The following is an 18,271-nucleotide window of genomic DNA, read 5'->3' as shown; positions in this document are numbered from 1 at the left end:
CTCCTCACACGGAAAGCACGGAACGAACGATGAGACTCACCACGCCCTTGCGGACACCGGATTTCCTCCACGCGATCCGGCCGGGCCGCGTTTTCCTCGCCGTGGCCGCGGCCGGGGCCCTGCTGCTGACCGGATGCTCGTCGTCCGACGACACCGGTGACGCGGCCGCGCCCACGGGGAAGCCCGTCGACGGCGGAACCCTCCGCTACGCCGTGACCGGCTCGCCCGCCACGGCGAGCGACGACCCGCACGGCGGTCTCGGCAACGAATCCGACCTGCTGCGCTTCGCCCTCGCCTACGACGTGCTGACCGTCCCCGGCAAGGACGGTGAACCCGAGCCACGACTGGCCGTCTCCTGGAAACCGAACAAGGCCATGAACCGCTGGACGTTCACGCTCCGGGACGACGCGAGGTTCACCGACGGCCGCCCGGTGCGAGCCGCCGACGTGCTGTACTCCCTGCGGCGTATCGCGGACAAGTCGGCCGAGAACTACGGCCGTCTCGCCGACTTCGACATGAAGGCATCCAGCGCCGACGGCGACCACACCGTGGTCCTGGCCACGCGCGCGCCCATGGCTCAGGCGGCCAAGGCCCTGGAATCCGTCAGCTTCATCGTCCCCGAAGGTACGAAGGACTTCTCGAAGACGGTCCCCGGCTCAGGTCCCTTCAAGGTGCGGACCTCCGGGGCACAGACGGCCGTACTGGTCCGCAACGACCGCTGGTGGGGGCCGCGCCCGCATCTGGACCGTATCGAGATCCAGGCCGTGGCCGACCCCCAGGCCCGCGCCAACGCCGTCACCTCGGGGCAGGCCGACGTCGCCGGAAGCGTCAGCCCCGCCGCCGTCAAGAGCGCGGGAAACAGCGGCGGCCTCCAGGTCGTACGGCGCAAGGGTGTCACCGAGTATCCGTTCATCATGCGGATGGACACCAAGCCCTTCGACGATCCGCGGGTCCGGGAGGCGTTCCGTCTGGCCACGGACCGCAAGGCCCTCGTCGACACGGTCTTCCTCGGCTACGGGCAGATCGCCAACGACCTGCCCACCCCGTACGACCCCTCATACCCCGGCGATCTGCCGCAGCGCGGCCGCGATGTCGCGAAGGCCGAAGAACTTCTCCAGCAGGCGGGTCACGCCGACGGGCTGAACATCACCCTGCACACCACGACCGCTTACCCCGGTATGGACACCGCGGCCACCCTGTACGCGCGGCAGCTGTCCGAGATCGGTGTGAAGGCCGAGGTCAAGGTCGAACCGGCCGACACCTACTGGACCGCCGTGTACGCCAAGAAGGCGTTCTACACCGGCTACTACGGCGGCATCTCCTTCCCCGACCTGGTGCGGGTCGGCCTGCTCTCCACCTCCCCGACCAACGAAATCGCCTGGAAGAACAAGAAGTTCGACGCCGGCTTCACACGGGCCATGGGAACGCTCGACGCCGACCGGCGCAACACTCTGCTCGCCGGGATCCAGCGGGACCTGTGGAAGGACGGCGGCTACGTCGTGTGGGGCACCGGCGACGGGCTGGATCTCGCCGCCCGCGGCGTGGCCGGACTGCCCGACGGCCCCGGCTTTCAGCGGATGTTCATCGACCAGGTGTGGATGGCGAAGTGACCCTCCGCCCGTTTCTGCGGCCGCTCCTGCTGACCGTGGCGGCGACGGCTGTCGTCTTCACCGCCACCGCGCTGCTGCCCGGCGACGCGGGCGACATCCGGCGCGCGGGACGGGCGTCCGAGCAGGACATCGCGGACGAGCGCGACCGGCTCGGCCTCGACCGGCCGGCCGTGGCCCGCTATCTCGACTGGCTGTACGGTGCGGTCCGCGGCGATCTCGGACGGTCCCTGGTGAGCGGCCGCACCGTGACCGGCCTGTTCGCCGAGCGGCTTCCCGCCACGGCCGCCCTCGTCGTCTTCGCACTGGCCGTCACCGTGCTGCTGACGGTGGCTGCCCTGACCGTCGCGTTTCTGCGCGGCGGCCGCGGTGGTGCCCTCGCGACCGGGCTGGCCGCCGTACCGCAGTCGGTCCATGCGACCGTACTCGGCACGGTCTTCGCCGGGATGCTGGGCTGGCTGCCGGCCGTGTCCCTGCTGCCGCCCGGCGGTTCGCCGTTCGACGCGCCTCAGGCGCTGGTGCTGCCCGGCGTCACTCTGGCGCTGCCCTCGGCGGCGTACGCCACCGCGCTGCTGCGGGGAACGCTCGTCGACACCCTGCGTCGGCCCCATGTGAGCGACGCCCGCATGCGAGGCGTGCCGCCGACCCTCGTGCTGGTCCGGCACGTCCTGCCCTTCCTGCTGATTCCGGCGATGCGGGTGACCGCTCTGGTGGCCGGCGGACTGATGGCCGGTACGGCTCTGGTGGAGACGATGTTCGGCTATCCCGGTACCGGCAGCCTGCTGGTGTCCGCGGTCACCGTGCGTGACGTACCCGTGGTGCAGGCCGCCGCGCTGCCCCCGGTCGTCGTCCTGCTGTTGTGCATGCTCGTCGCCGACCGCCTGTCCGTGCGCCACTCGGGGCGGAGCGGTTCCACCGATTACGGCAGGGGCCCAGCCGTCGCGGCGGCTGTCGGAGGGCGAGCCTGATGCGCTCCTTCATGACCGGCCTGGTTGCCGCTGCCCCGGTCACAGCAGGGGTCGTCGCACTCCTGGTACTGCTGGGGCGGTACGCCGCCCCGCACGACCCGGAACAGCAGATCGGCCTGCCCTGGTCACCGCCGGGCACGGCGGCTCCCCTGGGGACGGACGGCCTCGGACGCGATGTGCTGTCGCGGGTGCTGCACGGGGGCACCGAGCTGCTGACCGTCTCGCTGCTCGCCGCGGTGGTGGCCGTGAGCTGCGGCACCGTGCTCGGCCTGGCCGCCGGGTGGGCAGGCGGGCGCACCGCCCGCGCGGTGGCCTGGCTCTGCGACCTGCTGCTGGCGGTTCCCGCTCTCGTCCTTGCCCTGGTGCTGGCCGTCGCACTACCGGGCGGGACGGCGGTGGTGGCAGCGTCCGTGCTCAGCGGCACGCCGCTCACCGCCCGTGTGGTGGCCGGCGAATCGGCCCGGCTGCGCACCAGCGGCCATGTGCACGCGGCCCTGGAGCGGGGCGAGACGGTACCGTCCGTCCTCGCCCGCGAGGTGCTGCCCGCACTGCGCGGCCTGGTGACGGCGGACGCCGGACTCCGGCTGGTGACCGCACTGCAGATCGCCGCGGCGCTCGCTGTCCTCGGACTGGGCCCGCAGCCGCCGGAACCCGACTGGGCGCTGATGCTCAGCGAGAACCTTCCGGGTGCCGCGCTCAATCCCGTGGCGCTGCTGGCACCCGCCGTGCTGCTGGCCGGCTGTGCCTGGGCCCTGGCCGCCGCTGCACACCGGGCAGGGCCGGGAAGGGACGGAAGCCCATGACCACCCCAGAGAGCGAATCACCGCTGCTCGCGGCGGACGGGCTGACCGTGCAACGGGCGACGGACGGTGCCCTCGTCCTGCCACCGACCGATCTGCGGGCCGAATCCGGACAGGTCGTCGTCATCACCGGCCACTCGGGGGCAGGCAAGACCACTCTGCTGCACGCTCTCCTCGACTCCCTCCCGGCCGGGTTGCGCAGGTCGGCCGGAACCGTGCGCTGGGAGGGCACGCTCCTGAAGGAGGGCCGCCCCGCCCGTAGATGGCGCCGTACCTGCTGCGGCCGACTGGGTCAGGACCCCGGCGCCGCGTTGCATCCGCTGTGGCGCGTCGGACGCCTGATCGGCGAGGACCTCGTCGGCGACCGCGGTGCCCGAGCGGCACGCGTCGCTGAGCAACTCGACCTCCTGGGGCTGCCGCCCGAGATCGTTTCCCGCCGCGCGGGTGAACTCTCCGGTGGCCAGGCCCAGCGGGTGGCGCTGGCCCGCGCGCTCGTCGCGGACCCGGCTCTCCTCGTCCTCGACGAGCCGACATCGGCCATGGATCCGGCCACGGCGGCCCTGGTGAGGCGGGCCGTCGCGGCCCGGCGCGGCTCACCGGGGCGCTGCGTGGTCCTGGTGACCCACGATGAGCGCCTCTTCGACGAACTGGCGGACGTGACCGTCCGCGTCACACCGGCCCGAACGGCCGGTGAGCCCTGCACGCCGTTGGAGGCCGGTCGGTCTGCACCAGGGGTGCCTCCCACGCTGTCGCATGCCGGCCTCGGCGATCCTGTGGCCACATCCTCGCCTCTCGCAGGGGACGGCTCCCCCACCCAGGCACCTTCCGGGGCCGGGAGCGCCGAGCGGCAACGGGCGCCCCATGTCACCGCAGCGCCTAGGCAGGCCATGGTCCTGTCGGCCCGGGGCCTGCTGCTGACCACCCCTGATGGCGCGGTGCTGCTGGAGGACGGCGATCTCGACCTGCCCGCCGGAGGTGCGACCGCCGTGGTCGGGACCTCGGGCGTCGGCAAGACGACGTTGCTGCACGCCCTCGTGGGCCGCCGTCCCGCGGCCGCCGGGACGCTGCTGCTGCACGGCACACCGTTGCCGACCGCCACCCGGCACCGCAGCCGGGACCAGCTGCGCGCCGTGCAACTCGTCGGACAGAGCGCCGTCGACGAACTCAACCCCGCCCAGCGCGTCGGCCGGGCTGTGTCCCGACCGCTGACCGTGCTGCACGGCCTGGACCGGGCCGCTGCCCTTGCCGAGGCCCGGGCGGTGCTGGCGGCCGTCGGGCTGCCCCCCGGCAGTGCGGCACGTCGCCCGCACATGCTCTCCGGCGGCCAGCGTCAGCGGGCGGTTCTCGCCCGGGCCCTGGCCGCGCACCCCGACGTACTGCTGCTCGACGAACCCACCGCGTCCCTCGACTCCGACACCGCCCGGTCCGTGCTCGACCTGCTGGACCGAATTCGCGCGACAGGGACCGCGATCCTGGCCGTCACCCACGACCCGGCCGTGGCGGCCCGTGCGGATGACGTGCTGGCGCTGCGGGACGGCCGCCTCCTCGCGATTCCCCAGGCATCCCTCGGCTCTCCGGTTCCTTCCGCCCACTTGCCCGCCGCGCCCGCGCGACCCAGCACCGAACGAACGGAGCCTCCCGTTGTCCGATGAAGCGACCACTGACCCCACCACCGACGCAGTCAGGACAACCGCTGTGATCGCCGACCACCCCTGGGTGGCCGACGCGCGCCCCGCACCCGGCGGAGTCCTGCTGGTCACCCCCCATCCGAGCGCGACAGCCGTTCTTCCCGAGCCGGGACCCCTGGTCCGCGAGCACCTCGCGCACTGGGCGGAGGTGTACGAATGGGTGTACGAGACGGGAGAGGGCCGGCACGCCGATGACCTGGACCTGTCCGGCTGGCGCTCCTCCGACACCGGAAAGCCGCTGTCGGCCGCCCATATGCGTGACTGGGTCGACCGAACGGTCGACCTCGTCCTCTCCCAGCGGCCCCGTCGGCTGCTCGAACTCGGGTGCGGTACGGGCCTGTTGGCCCACCGGCTGCACACTCGGCTGGACGGCTATGTCGGCACCGACGTGACCGAGGTGGCGGTCGACCGGCTGCACGCCGCCGGACTGCCCCGTACGGCCTTCGTGCGCGCGGCCGCCCACGAGGCACAGGCGCCCGCAGTCCGGCGGGCGATGGACCAGGTGTTCGCCCCCGGCGTACGTCCCGACTGCGTCCTGCTGAACTCCGTCACCCAGTGCTTCCCCAACCTCGTATACCTGACGGCGTTCCTGCACCACGCGCTGGCCGCGGTCGAGGACGGCGGCACGGTGATCGTCGGCGACATCCGCCACTCCGGGCTGCTCGAAGACCATTTCGACCGGGTGGAGAGGGCCCGCGACCCCGAAGCGGCCGACGCGGACATCGCCGCGCGGGTCGCCTCGGCCGTGGCGGGGGACGAGGAACTGTCCTTCGCCCCCGAGGCCGTGCGCGAGATCCTGGTCGGCCGGCCCCGGACCGTCCGGATGAGCGTCCATGCCCGCACCATGGCCGAGGACACCGAACTCACCCGGTACCGCTACGACCTCGTCCTGCATGTCGGCTCCGCCTCCGGCCTCCCGGACGCCTCCGAGGCGCGTCGGCTGCCGTGGCAGGGGCTCGCGGGAGAGGAACTGCCGACGGTCCTGCGCGCGGCGCTGGCGCCGGGGCCGGTCGTCCTGCACAGCATCCCCAACGCCCTCCTCGTGACGGCCCCGGACGCCATCACCCCGTATGACCTGCGACAGGCACTGGCCGGTACGGACGCTGCTGTACTGCTCGACTCCGGCGACCCCCGGATGCTCGCCGTGTCCTCGCCCGCCGACTGCGCCACGGCGGCGTCCCACGGCCCGGTCCGAGCACCGGTCGGCCGCCTGGCCCACGAGCCGCTGCCCGCGTTCGTACGGCGCCGGCTGCCGGAAGTCCTGCGCGACCATGTCCGCCGTTCCGCACCCGGCACGGTGCCGCCGAGGATCGTGGTGGACGACGCGTCGGCGGGGATGACGCGATGAGGGTGACGGATATGGCCGACGTCCTGTCCGCATTGCCCGAGGTCGCCGCCTGGCAGCTCGTGCCGGGAGGCGCGGGGAGCACCCTGCTGGTCGCCGGTCCGGTGGACGGCGAACGGGGAGACGGCCGGGCCACGGACACCGGCTGGGCCGAGCAGGCCGTGGTCGACGCCGCCGCCTCCGGAGACGCCGCCGTGACCGGTACCGCTCTCGCGGAACTCCCGGCCCTGATGCGCCTGCTGGACGAGACCGCGCTGCTGACCATGGCCCGCGTGCTGGACCGCACCCGTCTCTTCCGCGACGGAGCACCGCACACGGCCGCCGAGGTCGTGGCGGCGCTGGGTACGGCGCCCCGCCACGCGTGGATCGTACGGCGCTGGCTGCGCACCCTGGCCGCCGAGAGCCGACTCGCCCTGGACCCGACGAGGGGCCGTTACCGGGACCTGACCGCGCCCGGCCGTGCGGAGTACGCCCGTGCCCGTCGCACCCTCGACGAGGCCCGCCGCGGCATGGGCTACCCGGAGTCCATGACGCGTTTCTTCTTCGCCGCGGCCGACCGGCTCCCCCTCCTGCTCCAGGACCGCACGAGTCTGCAGGAAGTGCTCTTCCCTCAGGGCGAGACGGACACGGCCGAAGGCAACTACCGCGACAACGTGCCAAGCCGGTGGGCCAACCACGCCGCCGCCGACCTGATCGCGCGCGAGGCCCGCAGACGAGAAGGAGGGGAAAGCGGCAGTCGGCCGCTGCGTGTTCTGGAGGCAGGGGCCGGGGTGGGCGGCACGACGGAAGCGGTGCTGAGCGCCCTTGGCTCCACTCCGGTCGATTATCTGTTCACCGATGTGTCCCGGTTCTTCCTTCAGACCTCGCGTACCCGCTTCGGCACCCGTCCCGGCCTGCGTCAGGCGCTGTTCGACATCAACCGCGACCCGACGGCGCAGGGCTTCACCCCCGGTTCCCACGATGTGATCCTCGCGGCGAACGTCCTGCACAACGCGCGCCACGTCGGCCGTGCTCTCGCCGCCCTGCGGGAACTGCTGGTGCCGGACGGCCTGCTGGTGCTCGTCGAGTCCTGCCGGGAGCACTACCAGGCACTCACCTCGATGTACCTGCTCATGTCGCCGCAGGCGGACGAGGAGGGCTGGTTCACCGACCTGCGGGCCGGTCAGGACCGGGTCTTCCTCACCGAGGGGGAGTGGGTGCGGCAGCTGGACGCGGCCGGATTCCGGCCCCTGCCGCCCCTGCCGCCCGACGGGCATCCCCTGACCGTCCTGGGCCAGCACGTCGTCGCGGGCCGCCCCCGACCCGGCAACGGCCGGCCCGACCCGGGCCACGTCGCACGGGCGCTCGCCCATCTGCCCGGAACGGCCCGTCCCGCACGCGTCCACGCCGTGGACCGCGTCCTGTCCACCACCACGTCTGGAGCCAGCCGTTGACTTCTTCACCCCCAGTTCCCGCACCTGACGCCCTTGACGACCTCGTGCAGGCCGTGCGCGGTGTCTGGGCCGACGTCCTGGAGACGGACACCGAGTCCATACCGGCCGACATCAGCTTCCTGAGCCTGGGCGGAGACTCCGTGCTCGCCGTGCGCATGGCAGCGCTGATCCGCAAGCGGCTGGGCGTGAACCTCGCCCTGTCGGACGTACGCGTCGAACACACCGCGGCACATCTGGCGGCGCTCCTCCACGAGCGCGGCACCGCGGGCGGACTTCCCCGCAGTCTGTCTCTGAACCTTGAGCGGCGAAAGGATCCAGACGCACCCTTCCCCCTCCTGCCGCTCCAGCAGGGCTACTTCGTCGGCCAGCAGGATGCCTGGGAGCTGTCCTACCGTTCCGCCCACCATTATGTGGACATCGGCCTTGAGGACATCGACAACGAAGAGATCGCCGAGGCACTCCAGGACGCGCTGGAGCGGCTCGCGGAACACCAGTCGGTGCTCCGCGCACGCATCCTGCCCGACGGCAGGCAGCGGATCCTGCCCCTCGACGACCCCGAGGCCATGCCGCGGCTGCGCGTGACCGATCTCAGCACCGCGGGGGAGGAGGAGATCGCCACCGCGCTCTCGGCGATCCGGCGGGAGATGAGCACCGAGGGCCCCGACCCGGCCGTGGGCTGTGGACTCGACATGCGGCTCACCCTGCTTCCCGGAAACCGCGCCCGGTTGCACTCCTCCACCAGTCTGCTGATCATCGACGGCTGGTCGTCCGGAGTCTTCTACCGGGATCTGTTCGCCCTCGTCTCCGACTACAACGCGGTACTCGCCCCGCTGGAGGTCGACTTCGGAGACTACGTCACGAGCCTGCGCGACCTGCCCGGCACCGAGGAGTGGCGCCAGGACCGGGACTGGTGGTGGAACCGCCTCGACGACTTCCCCCTGCCTCCGGCGCTGCCCCTGGTGGCCGATCCGGCCGATGTGCGGCCGACGCTGATGGGCACGCGGCAGGCCGTGCTCGACGCCGAGCGGTGGGCCGCGCTGCGCGCTCACTGTGCCGAGCACGGTGTCACCCCCTCCGCAGCCATGTTCGCCGTGTTCTCCGCCGCCGTGGCCCGCGCCTGCGGACACCGGCGCTTCCTGCTCAACACCCTTCAGCTGAACCGGCTGCCCCTGCATCCGGACGTGCCCCGGCTGGTGGGAGCCTTCTCGTCCACCATGCTCATGCCGGTCGAGCTGCCCGAGAACCCCGTTTTCTCCGATCTGGCGTTCAGCGCCCAGCAGGCCGTCTCGGACGCGCTCGCGCACCACCTGGTCTCGGGAGTCGAGGTCTCCAGGGAGCTGGGCCGCCGCCGTGGCACCCGGCGTCCGGTCGCCCCTGTGGTCTTCCAGAGCACCCTCGGAGTGGATGCGGCGCTGGGCAGCGAGGTCCCTCATGAGGCAGGTCCGCTCGGCCGGATCGATCTGCTCAGCCATCATCAGCAGCTGAGGACCCCTCAGGTTGCTCTGGAGCTGCGGCTGTTCGAGCTGCGCGGCGAACTCGTCGTCGTCTTCTCGCTGGTGGAGGAGCTCTTCGCCGCCGAGAACGTGGACCGTATGTTCCAGGACGTGGTGAGCACCGTCGAATCCCTGGTGGAGAAGGAGGCGTGGTCGGCCCCGGTCACACTGCCCACCACATGGGACGCACCGCAGTCGGACACCGTCCGTACGGCGCCCGGCGGACGGCTGTCCGTCCCGCCGCCCCAAGACGTGTCCGGTGAGGAGCCCGGGCCTCCCCGCGACGAACTGGAGCTGGCCGTCGCGGCCGAATGGGCCGAACTGCTCGAGTGCGCGGTGACCGACAGAGCGTCGGACTTCTTCGCACTGGGCGGGGATTCGCTGCTGGCGGTCCGGATGCTCGGCGTACTGGCTCGCAAGGGTGTCGGGCGGGTGACGCCGCGCCGTTTCCTCGAACGATCCACGGTGGCCGGTCTCGCCGATGCGGTACGCGACGGCGGACCGGCCGCCGCGGGATGACCGCACGCGGCGAAGGCTGCCGGCGGACGACCGTCCGCGGCGGGAGCACCCTGGCGCTCCCGCCGCGGGGCGGGTCAGCCGGCGAGCCCCGCATCCTCGCGGAAGAGCTCCTGGTCCAGCCAGATCGCGGCGCGCGCTCCGTCGGCGGCCCCCGTGATCACAAAGGTCAGCGCATCCGGCAGTGCCTCCAGACGGGCGGCATCACCAGCCGCGTAGACGCCGGGCACGCTCGTGCGCTGAAACTCGTTCACGTGGATGCATCCGTCGGGCAGCATCTCGCAGCCGAGTTGCTCGGCGAGTGCGGAGTGCTGCCTGGTGGGGGCCCGGTGGTAAACGGCCTGGCGCTCCAGCACCCGTCCATCCTCCAGCACCAGCCGCACCTCGCCCTCCTTGCCCTCGATCCGGGAGACCGGGGTCTCGTCGACGACGATCCCGGCGGCGGCGAGCCTGCTCGCCGCCTGCTCGGGCACCGGATGCCCGTCGGTGCACACCACCACGTCGTCGCTGAACCGGTCGGCGATGTACAGCGCCTGCATCACCTGCGGCAGCTCGCGGCCCAGAACGGCGATGCTCATGCCCCGCGTCTCCCAGCCGTGGCAGAAGGGACAGTGGTAGACACCCCGGCCGAAGAGTTTGTCGACTCCCTCCACCTGGTCGAGGACATCGACCTGTCCGGTCGCAAGGACCAACTTGCGGCCCGCGACCCTGGTGCCGTCGGCGAGCGTCAGCGTGAATCCGTTCGTCTCCTCCGCCGCGGCCGTGGCCACCAGCGCCTCTCGGATCTCCACATTCGGGTAGGCCGCGAGCTGCTCACGGCCTGTGCGGCGCAGCTCGGCCGGGGATGCGCCGTCACGGCTGAGGAACATGTGCATCTCGGCGGCCGGTGCGTTGCGTGGTTCACCGCTGTCCAGGAGCAGCACCTTGCGGCGCTGACGGCCCGACACCAGTGCTGCGTTGAGCCCGGCAGGGCCCCCACCGACCACGACTACGTCGTACGACATCGTTCTCCTCTGCCCAGAGTGATCAGGATCCACTGCCCGAGCTTAATGATAATAGTTTTCATTTGTATGTGATGGTGTGTAACTTTCCACGACGAAGGGCGAACTCATGGACTCCACCGCGGCCATCGGCATCCTCGGCGGCTACGGAGCCGTCGGAACCGCAGTAGTACGCCGGCTGTACCGCGCGGGTATCGGCCCGCTCCTGGTGGCCGGCCGGGATCGGGCCCGTGCCGAAGCCTCCGTCGCATCGCTCGGCGCGGCCGGGGCGGCTGTCAGTGTCCGAGCCGTCGACCTCTGGGACGCGTCACTGGACTCGTTCCTCGCCCGCTGCCGGCTCGTCGTCAACTGTGCGGGCCCGTCCTACCATGTGCTGGACACGGTGGCGCGGGCCGCACTCCGCCACGGCGTGGACTACGTGGACGCGGCGGGCGACGACCCCCTCCATGCCCGGCTGAGCGCACAGGACGGCGACGCCGATGAGTGGGCGGCCGCACACCGCACCGCCGTCCTCTCCGCCGGAGCGCTGCCGGGACTGTCCGGGCTCCTTCCGCGCGTCCTGCTGGGCCGGGCGGCACGGCCGGTCCGGCTGGAGGGATACCTCGGCGGCGTGGCAGCGCTCACCCCAGCCGCCGCGGGAGACGTGCTGCTCGCCCGAGGTCCCGAACACGGGATCCCCTCCGCGGCCTGGGAAGACGGACAGACCCGCGACCGTGCTCTCGAACCACGGCGCGGCCTGAGGCTCCCCGCCTTCCCCCAGCCGGTCACCGCCTTCCCCTTCCTGTCCACCGAGGCGGTCCGACTCGCGCAGACCGCTGGGCTCCGCCGGGTGCACTGGTACACCGTCTTCGGCGGTGAGCACCTCGCCGAAGAACTGGCCATGTCATGGGCCCTGGACGGCAGGGAAACGGCGGGCCTGGTCCGGGCCGCGGACGCTGACGTACGCCGCCACGGCTCCTGGTACGGGCAGGAGTTCCGCCTCTGGAACGGGACGGACGACGGCCCGCCCACCCGCACCCTCACCCTCCGCGCCGAGGACTCCTACGAACTCAGCGGCTTTCTGGCCGCCACCGCCGCCCATCACGTCCTCGCCGGCCATGTGAAGCCGGGTGTTCACTTCGCGGCGGATGTGCTCGACCCGCTGTCGACTGCCCAGACCCTGGCGACGGACCCGGTGGCCGAGCTGGACATGGCATGATCACCGGTCGGCTTCTCGCCGCACCCAGATGCGTTGGTCGGGCAGGTTGTCAGTGGTGGGCGTGGACGACGGCGTGGCCTTTGCCGCGGCCGATCATCCACTTGTTCACGGGCGTGGTGATCAGGAACGCGACTGCGAAGCCGCCCAGGAGGGCCGACCAGAACAGCCCGTCGGAAAGGTGGGCGTCCATCGCGCCCGGGGTGAGGGCGATGATGCCGTTGTCGACCAGCTCCATCACGGCGATGGAAACGGTGTCGGCGGCGAGCGCCACCTTGATCGCGGTCTTGAAGTCCAGACCGGCCCGGCGCACGGCGAACAGCGTGAACGAGTAGCCGAACAGAAACGGTGCCGATCACCATGCCGAGGATCTCGCCGATCGCGTACCCCGTCAGGCAGTGCAGCGTCGCCTTCGCCGCCGTATCTCGGGAGGCCGCGGAGGCGTGACCGTTGTGGCCCTCGTGGGTTCCAGTCGTCGGCGGATTCGTAGACGGTGTCGATGCTGTCGGCGGTCAGTGGCCGCGGCACGGTCGGCGATGAGCGTGGTGGATTACCGCTTCGGTGGGCGTGCCGGGTGGTCCGTGTTCGCCCTGCCCGGCTGCTGACCGCGCGGGTCGTCTGCAGTGAGTCCGGCAAGAGGCAGTCGGGCGAGCGGCTGGGCTGCGGCTCTTCGCTCACCCGGGGCTCCCCTGCACGTCCTCTCCTCAACTTCCCTGCGATACAGGCACATCGAAGACCGCCTTTGCTCCCTTCAAGTATCAAGTGCCTTGCGCGATGCCGGTCGTTCGAACCGGCGTGCGCCTCGGGGGACCTGGCCGGCTCCGAGTGGAGGGAACCATGTACAACGGCCACGGACGGGTCGCCACCAGCCTTGTCACGGCGATCGCCCTCACCGGCACCGCGTACGGACACGGCGTCCTCGTCGCGGACGACGCTGCCGACAGCGGCGCCCTCCCCATGACCACGACCACCAGCACGTCGGCGCAGAGGGGCACCTCCCGGCGACCGGCCAGAACGTCCGCCTCGTCAGCAAGCTGAAACTGCCGAACGTCACCCCCTGGGGCGGCGGGTGTGCAGGTTGGCGCGGTCGCGTCCGGCGGCTTCCTCGGCCAGCAGGACGCGGACGACCTCGGCCGTCCCAGCGTTGTGCCCTGGCGGTGGGGATGATGTCGGTCAACGACCGGCGGATGTACAGGAGTTTGAGCCGCCGAGTCAGCACTATGGCCTCGGCGAGCGGGTCGCCGCCCGAGCCGGGAACGGTGCGAAGTGAGGTGGCCATCAGGCAAGAGCGCTTTCGGTGTACTCGCGGACGTCCGAGGTCGCGGTGGGGATGCCGAAGGAGGGCCAGGCAGAACGCGATGACGCCGACCGCGCGGGTCGGGGCGTCGCGTCGTCGATGAGGCCCGGCGCCCTCAGGGGGATCACAGCCCCGCTCCGAGGACCGTCGCCCATCGTCTGCAAGTACCGATGGCTCGCCATGACGGATGCGGCCCACTGGGGTTGGGGGAGGCGCGCCGACGCACGTGCTCATCCTGTGTGCTGGCGCATGGACTGCGCTGCCTCGCAGGCAACGAGAAGACGAGACGGCGGTCAGGGCCGGGTGGAGGTTCCTCCGTTGTGGCAGAGGGGCGAGCCCTGGGGGATCGGTCAGCCCAGGCTCGGCGGCGTCCAGTCAGCGTGCCGCAGGATGGTGCGGACGGTCGCGCGGGACGGGGCCAGCCGGAGGGCGGTGTTGCGCACGGCGATGGCCAGGGGGTGGGTCAGTTGCTGGCCCATCCGGCCGGCCCGGCGGCCGGCGCGTGCGACGGACTGGCTGCGCGGACGGCGCGTGACGTCGTAGCGGGCCAGTGCCGATTCGACGGTGGGTTCGGTGGCGAGTGCGGCGGCCAGCGTGGCTGCGTCCTCCAGTGCCTGGCAGGCGCCCTGGCCGAGGTTCGGGGTCATGGCGTGGGCGGCGTCACCGAGGAGGGCGGTCCGGCCCGCTGTGAAGGCGGGCAGCGGTGTCGCCAGCTCGTGGATGTCGTGGTGCAGGACGTCATCCGGCTCAGTCGCGTCCAGCAGTTCGGGGATCGGATCGTGCCAGTCACCGAAGCGGCGGCGCATCGCGTCGAGGGCGTCCGCATGCCGCACGCCGGGCGGCGAGTTGAGCACCGCGTGCCACTCGGCCCGGCCGTCGGTGAACGCGATGTGACCGAACTCGGCGCCCTTCCCCCAGGTCAGCTCGAAGTCGGTGTCCAGCTCGACCGGGCGCTCGGTGATGGCGCGCAAGACGGTCGATCCGCTGTAGGCCGGGCCGAGGTGGTCAGGGAAGAGCTGGGTGCGCAGCCGGCTGCTCACTCCGTCGGCGGCCACGACCAGGTCCGCCTCCAGGACGGTGTCGCCGAGAGGTATCCGCACCCGGCGCGGGTCAAAGCGGTCGACGGATGTCACCTCGGCCCCCACGACCAGGCACTCGGGCGGCAGCGACGCCCGCAGCAGGTGGTGCAGCACGGCTCGGGGGATACCGACGATCGGCGTACCCAGCTCGCGCTCCAGCGCGGCTCCGTCCATCCGGGCGAGCCAGCCGCCGCCCGGGACGCGGGTGCCTCCGGTGTACTGGGGCCGCGCGGCTGCGCGCACCGCCTCGCCGACGCCGAGGACGTCCAGGGCGCGGATGCCGTTGGCGTGCAGGGAGATACCCGCGCCCGCGTCGGCGAGCGCGGCGGCGCGTTCGACAACCGTCACCTCCCAGCCGATCCGGCGTAGGCCGATCGCGGCTGCCAGCCCGCCGATGCCTCCGCCGACAATCACCGCACTGCCGCCCATACCTGGCCCTCCTCCGTCCACCAAGCCACAATCCTTCTACACATGTAGAAGGAGAGTACTCCGCGCCTCTACGGGTGTAGAAAAGGGGGATGGTCACCGACCGACGTACTGTCCTCGCCGACGCGGCCATTGGTGTGCTTGCCGAGACCGGGATGCGAGGACTGACCCATCGCGCGGTGGACCGGGCGGCGAACCTGCCACCCGGCACCACGTCCGCCTACTACCGCACACGCCAGGCGCTGCTCACCGCGCTGGTCCGGCGCCTGGTCGAACTCGACCAGGCCGAACTCCAGGCGATCGGGGAGCAGACACCCGTGCCGAGGGACGGCGGGGAACTGGCGGCTGGGATCGCCGCGTTCGTCGAGCAGCGGCTCGCAGGAGACGGGCGGCGGCGCTCTCTCGCGCGCTACGCGTGCGCCATCGACAGCGTGTGCCACCCCGAGCTGCGGGAGATCCTGGTGCCTCGCGAGAACGCAGCGCGACAAGCCGTACGCGACTTCCTCGCCGGGCAAGGTGTCACAGACGCCGAGGACCGTACCGTCACGCTGCTGACCTGTGTGGACGGCCTGGTCTTCGACAGGCTGGTCAACGGTGGAAGCGTGTCCCATGAGGACATCAGCAGGCTGGTGGCGGCGGCTTTGGGCTGACGCCACCCCTGCCGGAACAGTGGGCGCGATCTGCGACAGCGTGGGAACCGATCTTCGCTATGAGTGGGATCGCCCAAGGCCAGAGAGTTCCGTCGGTGACCCTTGAGAACGCACAGCCCGAACCATCCTGCGGTGTTCGGCCCGCAGTGCTGCGTGGGGATCCTCACGGAGCCGCGTGGCGGAGTTGCGTTCGAAGGTCTGGGCATTGCCGAGGTCCCGCTTGGGCGAGCACGGCACGCAGGCCTGCCGCGGCGTGCTGCAGGGCGTCCTCTGCGGCGGCCTGGTCGGCGAGGTAGGCGTCGGGAAGCTGGGCGCGGCTTGGGTGAGGCAGCAGGTCCAGCTGCGTGCCCGTCAGCGTCTCGACGTGTTCGGGGAGGGCGTCGGCCACGAGGTCGATGACGGTCTCGCGGAGCCCGGGAGTGTGGCCGGCGGCGTCGAGGCGGGCGCCCAGACAGTGGTCGACGAGGTGGGCCACGTATCGCCGAGGGTCTTTCATGCCGTGTCCTCGGTGCTGGAGACGGCGGTCATGGCGCGTGCGAGTGTCGGATGGCGCCGCGGTTCCCGGAGAGGAGGGCGGCTGGTGTCCGGCGCGGGCGAGGATCGCGGATGCTTCCGCCGGGACGGACAGCATGTCGCTGCCGCACAGGGCCACGAGCTGCTCGTGGAGGGTGGCATCCAGGGGCCCGTCCGGCAGGTGGTTGTGCAGGATGGTCAGGAGCCAGGTCAGGGGGCCGGTGCCGAGGCCGGGGGAGAGGTCGGCCACCGGTTCGGCCGGGTGGATTTGCGGCGGAGGATGCGCGCCTACGTGCACGGCCTGATCGGCCCGGTGGGTCGCAAGAACAGTCGGCAGCTGGCCGAGCACGCCGGTCACCGCACTCCTGCGGGTCTGCAGCACCTCCCCGCGATCACGCCGGTTCAGCCCCTCTCACATACCGAGAGAGCAAACCGCGATCAGTGCCTTGACCGGCAGGAAGGACGGTCCGGCCGGGGTCGATACACAGTACTCACCCCGGGGTTGGACCCGGCAGAACCCGGCCTCGCCCTTTTTCCGGGCGTTCTACGCACAGTGACGAGGAACGGGGGAGGGTCCACCCGTGGCCGGTCTCGTTCCCGATCTGGCGCCGTTCCCCGCCATCGAAGATCTTCTGATCGCCGCCCTCGCCGCCCTCGCCGCCCTCGCCGCCCTCGCCGACTTCGGCACCTGCGGCAGCCGGTTCCCGCCCGGCCGTGAGCTCGCCGAGAGCCTGCCCTTCGTACGCATCCGCCGTCTGGGCGGCGGAGACGACGGCCGCACGACCCGGCCGCGCATCGACATCGAGACCGCAGCCGCCACCCGAGCCGAGGCGAGGCGCCTCGCCCGCGCCATCCAGCAACGGCTGATCTCCGGCCCCTGTTCGTGCCCGGCCTCGGCCTGATGGACCGGGCCGTGACTGAGATGGGCCCGCACGAGGTCACCGACGCGGACCCCACACCCGGCACGTCGCCGCCACGTACGAGTGCCACACCGGCCGTCCCTTATAGGGTGGAATATCACCTACTGTCTCGCGATGCAGGCCGTGGCGTTGGTGACGACCGGCTCCAAGGCCGTGCCGCGCACGGCCGGGCCCGTGTCGAGGCGTACGCCTGGAGGAAGAGCGATGAGTGCCATCGACGACGCGCTTGAGAAGAACGCTGCGTTCGCGGCGGCGTACGAGGACCTCGATCCTCCGCGGCCGCCGAGAAAGCGCCTGGCCGTCATCGCCTGCATGGATTCTCGGCTCGACATCTACAAAATGCTCGGCCTGGAAGAGGGCGACGCGCACATCATCCGGAACGCCGGAGGGGTGGTTACGGAGGACATGATCCGGTCGCTCGTGATCTCCCAGCGTGTCGGGGGAACGCGAGAGATCATGCTCATGCACAACACTGAGTGCGGGATGCTCACGTTCCAGGATGACGCGCTGAAATGGCAGGTAGAGAGCGAGACAGGGACTGAGGTGCCGTTCGAGTTCCATGCCTTCAGCGACTTGGAGGAGCAGGTCCGTCGCTCCATGGCCCGCATCCGGGAAAGCCCGTTGCTTGTCCACAAGGACGCTATCCGCGGCTTTGTCTACGAAGTCCGCACCGGCAGGTTGCGCGAGGTCCGGTGACAGCTTCGACGCTCGGGACTGGCGTCCGGGCGAGGAGCCGCTTCAACCGTCCAGCCGCCTCACCGGGGCGGGCGCGCCGACGCCAGCAGTACCAAGCCCGCCTCAGTCAACGCCAAGGTCACAGCCCCCTGGAGCTCTGACCTCGTCACCTCAAGCGCAATCGCAGTACTAAGACGCCATCCGCTTACCGTTCGGCAGGCTTGATCAGTCGAACAGGGTTCCTGTTCGGGTGATCTCTCGGTGGTCGGGGCATAGCGGCAGGGCCTTCTGGTAGCTCGGGGTTGCGATCCCAACCGAGCGGTACCAGGAGGCCCTGTTGTCGCAGTCTGTCGCGCTTGCGTCTGTGGAGTCCAACGCGCCGTCTCCTGCGTGTGACTGTCTCGCGCACAGGTTCGGCAACGCGGCGGACGGACCGGACCGGGTGCGGTGTTACGGCTCCGACCTGACGGAGGCCGAGTGGCAGGTCCTGCGGCCGTTGCTGCCCGTTCCGGCGTGGCTTCAGGGGCGGGGCGGACGGCCGGAGGGCTATTGCCACCGCGTGATGCTGGACCAATGCCACGAAGTTAAGGACCCGTTGGCGGTGTCAAGAGTGGGGGATGCGGGAGGGGCCTCTGCTATCCAGGGGATCGACGAAGATCTTCCTG

The 18,271-nt window shown here is 71.3% G+C and carries 15 protein-coding genes and 3 pseudogenes; 13 read left to right on the top strand and 5 right to left on the bottom strand.

Annotated elements, in window-relative coordinates:
* Positions 1-29 precede the first annotated feature (29 nt).
* From ACWD3C_RS32220 to ACWD3C_RS32190, 7 genes are read left to right on the top strand one after another with little or no spacing between them, the layout of a single operon-like run.
* A complete protein-coding gene (locus ACWD3C_RS32220; RefSeq protein WP_451149706.1) occupies positions 30-1,610 on the top strand; it encodes an ABC transporter substrate-binding protein in 1,581 nt (526 codons plus the stop codon).
* Positions 1,607-2,575, top strand: a complete 969-nt coding sequence (locus ACWD3C_RS32215; RefSeq protein ID WP_451149705.1) for an ABC transporter permease — start codon at positions 1,607-1,609, stop codon at positions 2,573-2,575. Before ACWD3C_RS32220 ends, ACWD3C_RS32215 begins: the two co-directional genes overlap by 4 nt.
* Positions 2,575-3,378, top strand: coding sequence for an ABC transporter permease (locus ACWD3C_RS32210; protein ID WP_451149704.1), 804 nt, complete (start codon positions 2,575-2,577; stop codon positions 3,376-3,378). Before ACWD3C_RS32215 ends, ACWD3C_RS32210 begins: the two co-directional genes overlap by 1 nt.
* Positions 3,375-5,027, top strand: coding sequence for an ABC transporter ATP-binding protein (locus ACWD3C_RS32205; RefSeq protein WP_451149703.1), 1,653 nt, complete (start codon positions 3,375-3,377; stop codon positions 5,025-5,027). The genes ACWD3C_RS32210 and ACWD3C_RS32205 overlap by 4 nt, the downstream gene beginning before the upstream one ends.
* Positions 5,017-6,411, top strand: a complete 1,395-nt coding sequence (locus ACWD3C_RS32200) for a class I SAM-dependent methyltransferase (RefSeq protein WP_451149702.1) — start codon at positions 5,017-5,019, stop codon at positions 6,409-6,411. The genes ACWD3C_RS32205 and ACWD3C_RS32200 overlap by 11 nt, the downstream gene beginning before the upstream one ends.
* Positions 6,408-7,841 (top strand): class I SAM-dependent methyltransferase, encoded by a 1,434-nt coding sequence (locus tag ACWD3C_RS32195; protein WP_451149701.1) that lies wholly within the window; start codon positions 6,408-6,410, stop codon positions 7,839-7,841. Before ACWD3C_RS32200 ends, ACWD3C_RS32195 begins: the two co-directional genes overlap by 4 nt.
* A complete protein-coding gene (locus ACWD3C_RS32190) occupies positions 7,838-9,853 on the top strand; it encodes a condensation domain-containing protein (protein WP_451149700.1) in 2,016 nt (671 codons plus the stop codon). Before ACWD3C_RS32195 ends, ACWD3C_RS32190 begins: the two co-directional genes overlap by 4 nt.
* Before the next feature lie 74 nt (positions 9,854-9,927).
* On the opposite strand, the gene ACWD3C_RS32185 is transcribed toward ACWD3C_RS32190, so the two are convergent.
* On the bottom strand, positions 9,928-10,854 hold the full coding sequence (locus ACWD3C_RS32185) for an NAD(P)/FAD-dependent oxidoreductase (protein WP_451149699.1): 927 nt from the start codon (positions 10,852-10,854) through the stop codon (positions 9,928-9,930).
* Between the two features lie 106 nt (positions 10,855-10,960).
* On the opposite strand from ACWD3C_RS32185, the gene ACWD3C_RS32180 reads away from it, so the two are divergent.
* Positions 10,961-12,049, top strand: a complete 1,089-nt coding sequence (locus tag ACWD3C_RS32180; RefSeq protein WP_451149698.1) for a saccharopine dehydrogenase NADP-binding domain-containing protein — start codon at positions 10,961-10,963, stop codon at positions 12,047-12,049.
* A gap of 49 nt (positions 12,050-12,098) precedes the next feature.
* On the opposite strand, the pseudogene ACWD3C_RS32175 reads toward ACWD3C_RS32180, so the two are convergent.
* Positions 12,099-12,510, bottom strand: a pseudogene (locus ACWD3C_RS32175) (DUF4396 domain-containing protein); the annotation flags it as partial.
* A gap of 373 nt (positions 12,511-12,883) precedes the next feature.
* Between ACWD3C_RS32175 and ACWD3C_RS32170 the strand changes: the two are divergent.
* Complete coding sequence (locus ACWD3C_RS32170; protein WP_451149697.1) at positions 12,884-13,084, top strand: hypothetical protein; 201 nt, start codon at positions 12,884-12,886, stop codon at positions 13,082-13,084.
* Positions 13,085-13,102: 18 nt separating this feature from the next.
* Here the strand turns inward: ACWD3C_RS32170 and ACWD3C_RS32165 are convergent.
* A pseudogene (locus ACWD3C_RS32165) lies at positions 13,103-13,325 on the bottom strand (ATP-binding protein); the annotation flags it as partial.
* A 368-nt stretch (positions 13,326-13,693) separates the two neighbouring features.
* On the bottom strand, positions 13,694-14,851 hold the full coding sequence (locus ACWD3C_RS32160) for an FAD-dependent monooxygenase (RefSeq protein WP_451149696.1): 1,158 nt from the start codon (positions 14,849-14,851) through the stop codon (positions 13,694-13,696).
* A gap of 89 nt (positions 14,852-14,940) precedes the next feature.
* Between ACWD3C_RS32160 and ACWD3C_RS32155 the strand changes: the two genes are divergently transcribed.
* A complete protein-coding gene (locus ACWD3C_RS32155) occupies positions 14,941-15,498 on the top strand; it encodes a TetR/AcrR family transcriptional regulator (protein ID WP_451149695.1) in 558 nt (185 codons plus the stop codon).
* A 163-nt stretch (positions 15,499-15,661) separates the two neighbouring features.
* Here the strand turns inward: ACWD3C_RS32155 and ACWD3C_RS32150 are convergent, their stop codons facing one another.
* The gene (locus ACWD3C_RS32150) at positions 15,662-15,994 is read right to left on the bottom strand and encodes a hypothetical protein (RefSeq protein ID WP_451149694.1); all 333 of its coding nucleotides are present in this window, start codon (positions 15,992-15,994) and stop codon (positions 15,662-15,664) included.
* Between the two features lie 204 nt (positions 15,995-16,198).
* On the opposite strand from ACWD3C_RS32150, the pseudogene ACWD3C_RS32145 reads away from it, so the two are divergent.
* The 3 genes and pseudogenes from ACWD3C_RS32145 to ACWD3C_RS32135 form a co-directional block, all read left to right on the top strand.
* Positions 16,199-16,396 (top strand): annotated as a pseudogene (locus ACWD3C_RS32145) (hypothetical protein); the annotation flags it as partial.
* A gap of 196 nt (positions 16,397-16,592) precedes the next feature.
* Positions 16,593-16,913: a hypothetical protein gene (locus tag ACWD3C_RS32140; RefSeq protein ID WP_451149745.1), complete on the top strand. Its 321-nt coding sequence runs from the start codon at positions 16,593-16,595 to the stop codon at positions 16,911-16,913.
* A 222-nt stretch (positions 16,914-17,135) separates the two neighbouring features.
* Positions 17,136-17,627, top strand: coding sequence for a beta-class carbonic anhydrase (locus ACWD3C_RS32135; protein WP_451149693.1), 492 nt, complete (start codon positions 17,136-17,138; stop codon positions 17,625-17,627).
* Positions 17,628-18,271 lie beyond the last annotated feature (644 nt).

The sequence above is a fragment of the Streptomyces sp. NPDC002845 genome, from assembly GCF_053591955.1.
Note: the sequence above shows the minus strand (reverse complement) of the source record. Positions and strands in the feature narration are given on the sequence as shown.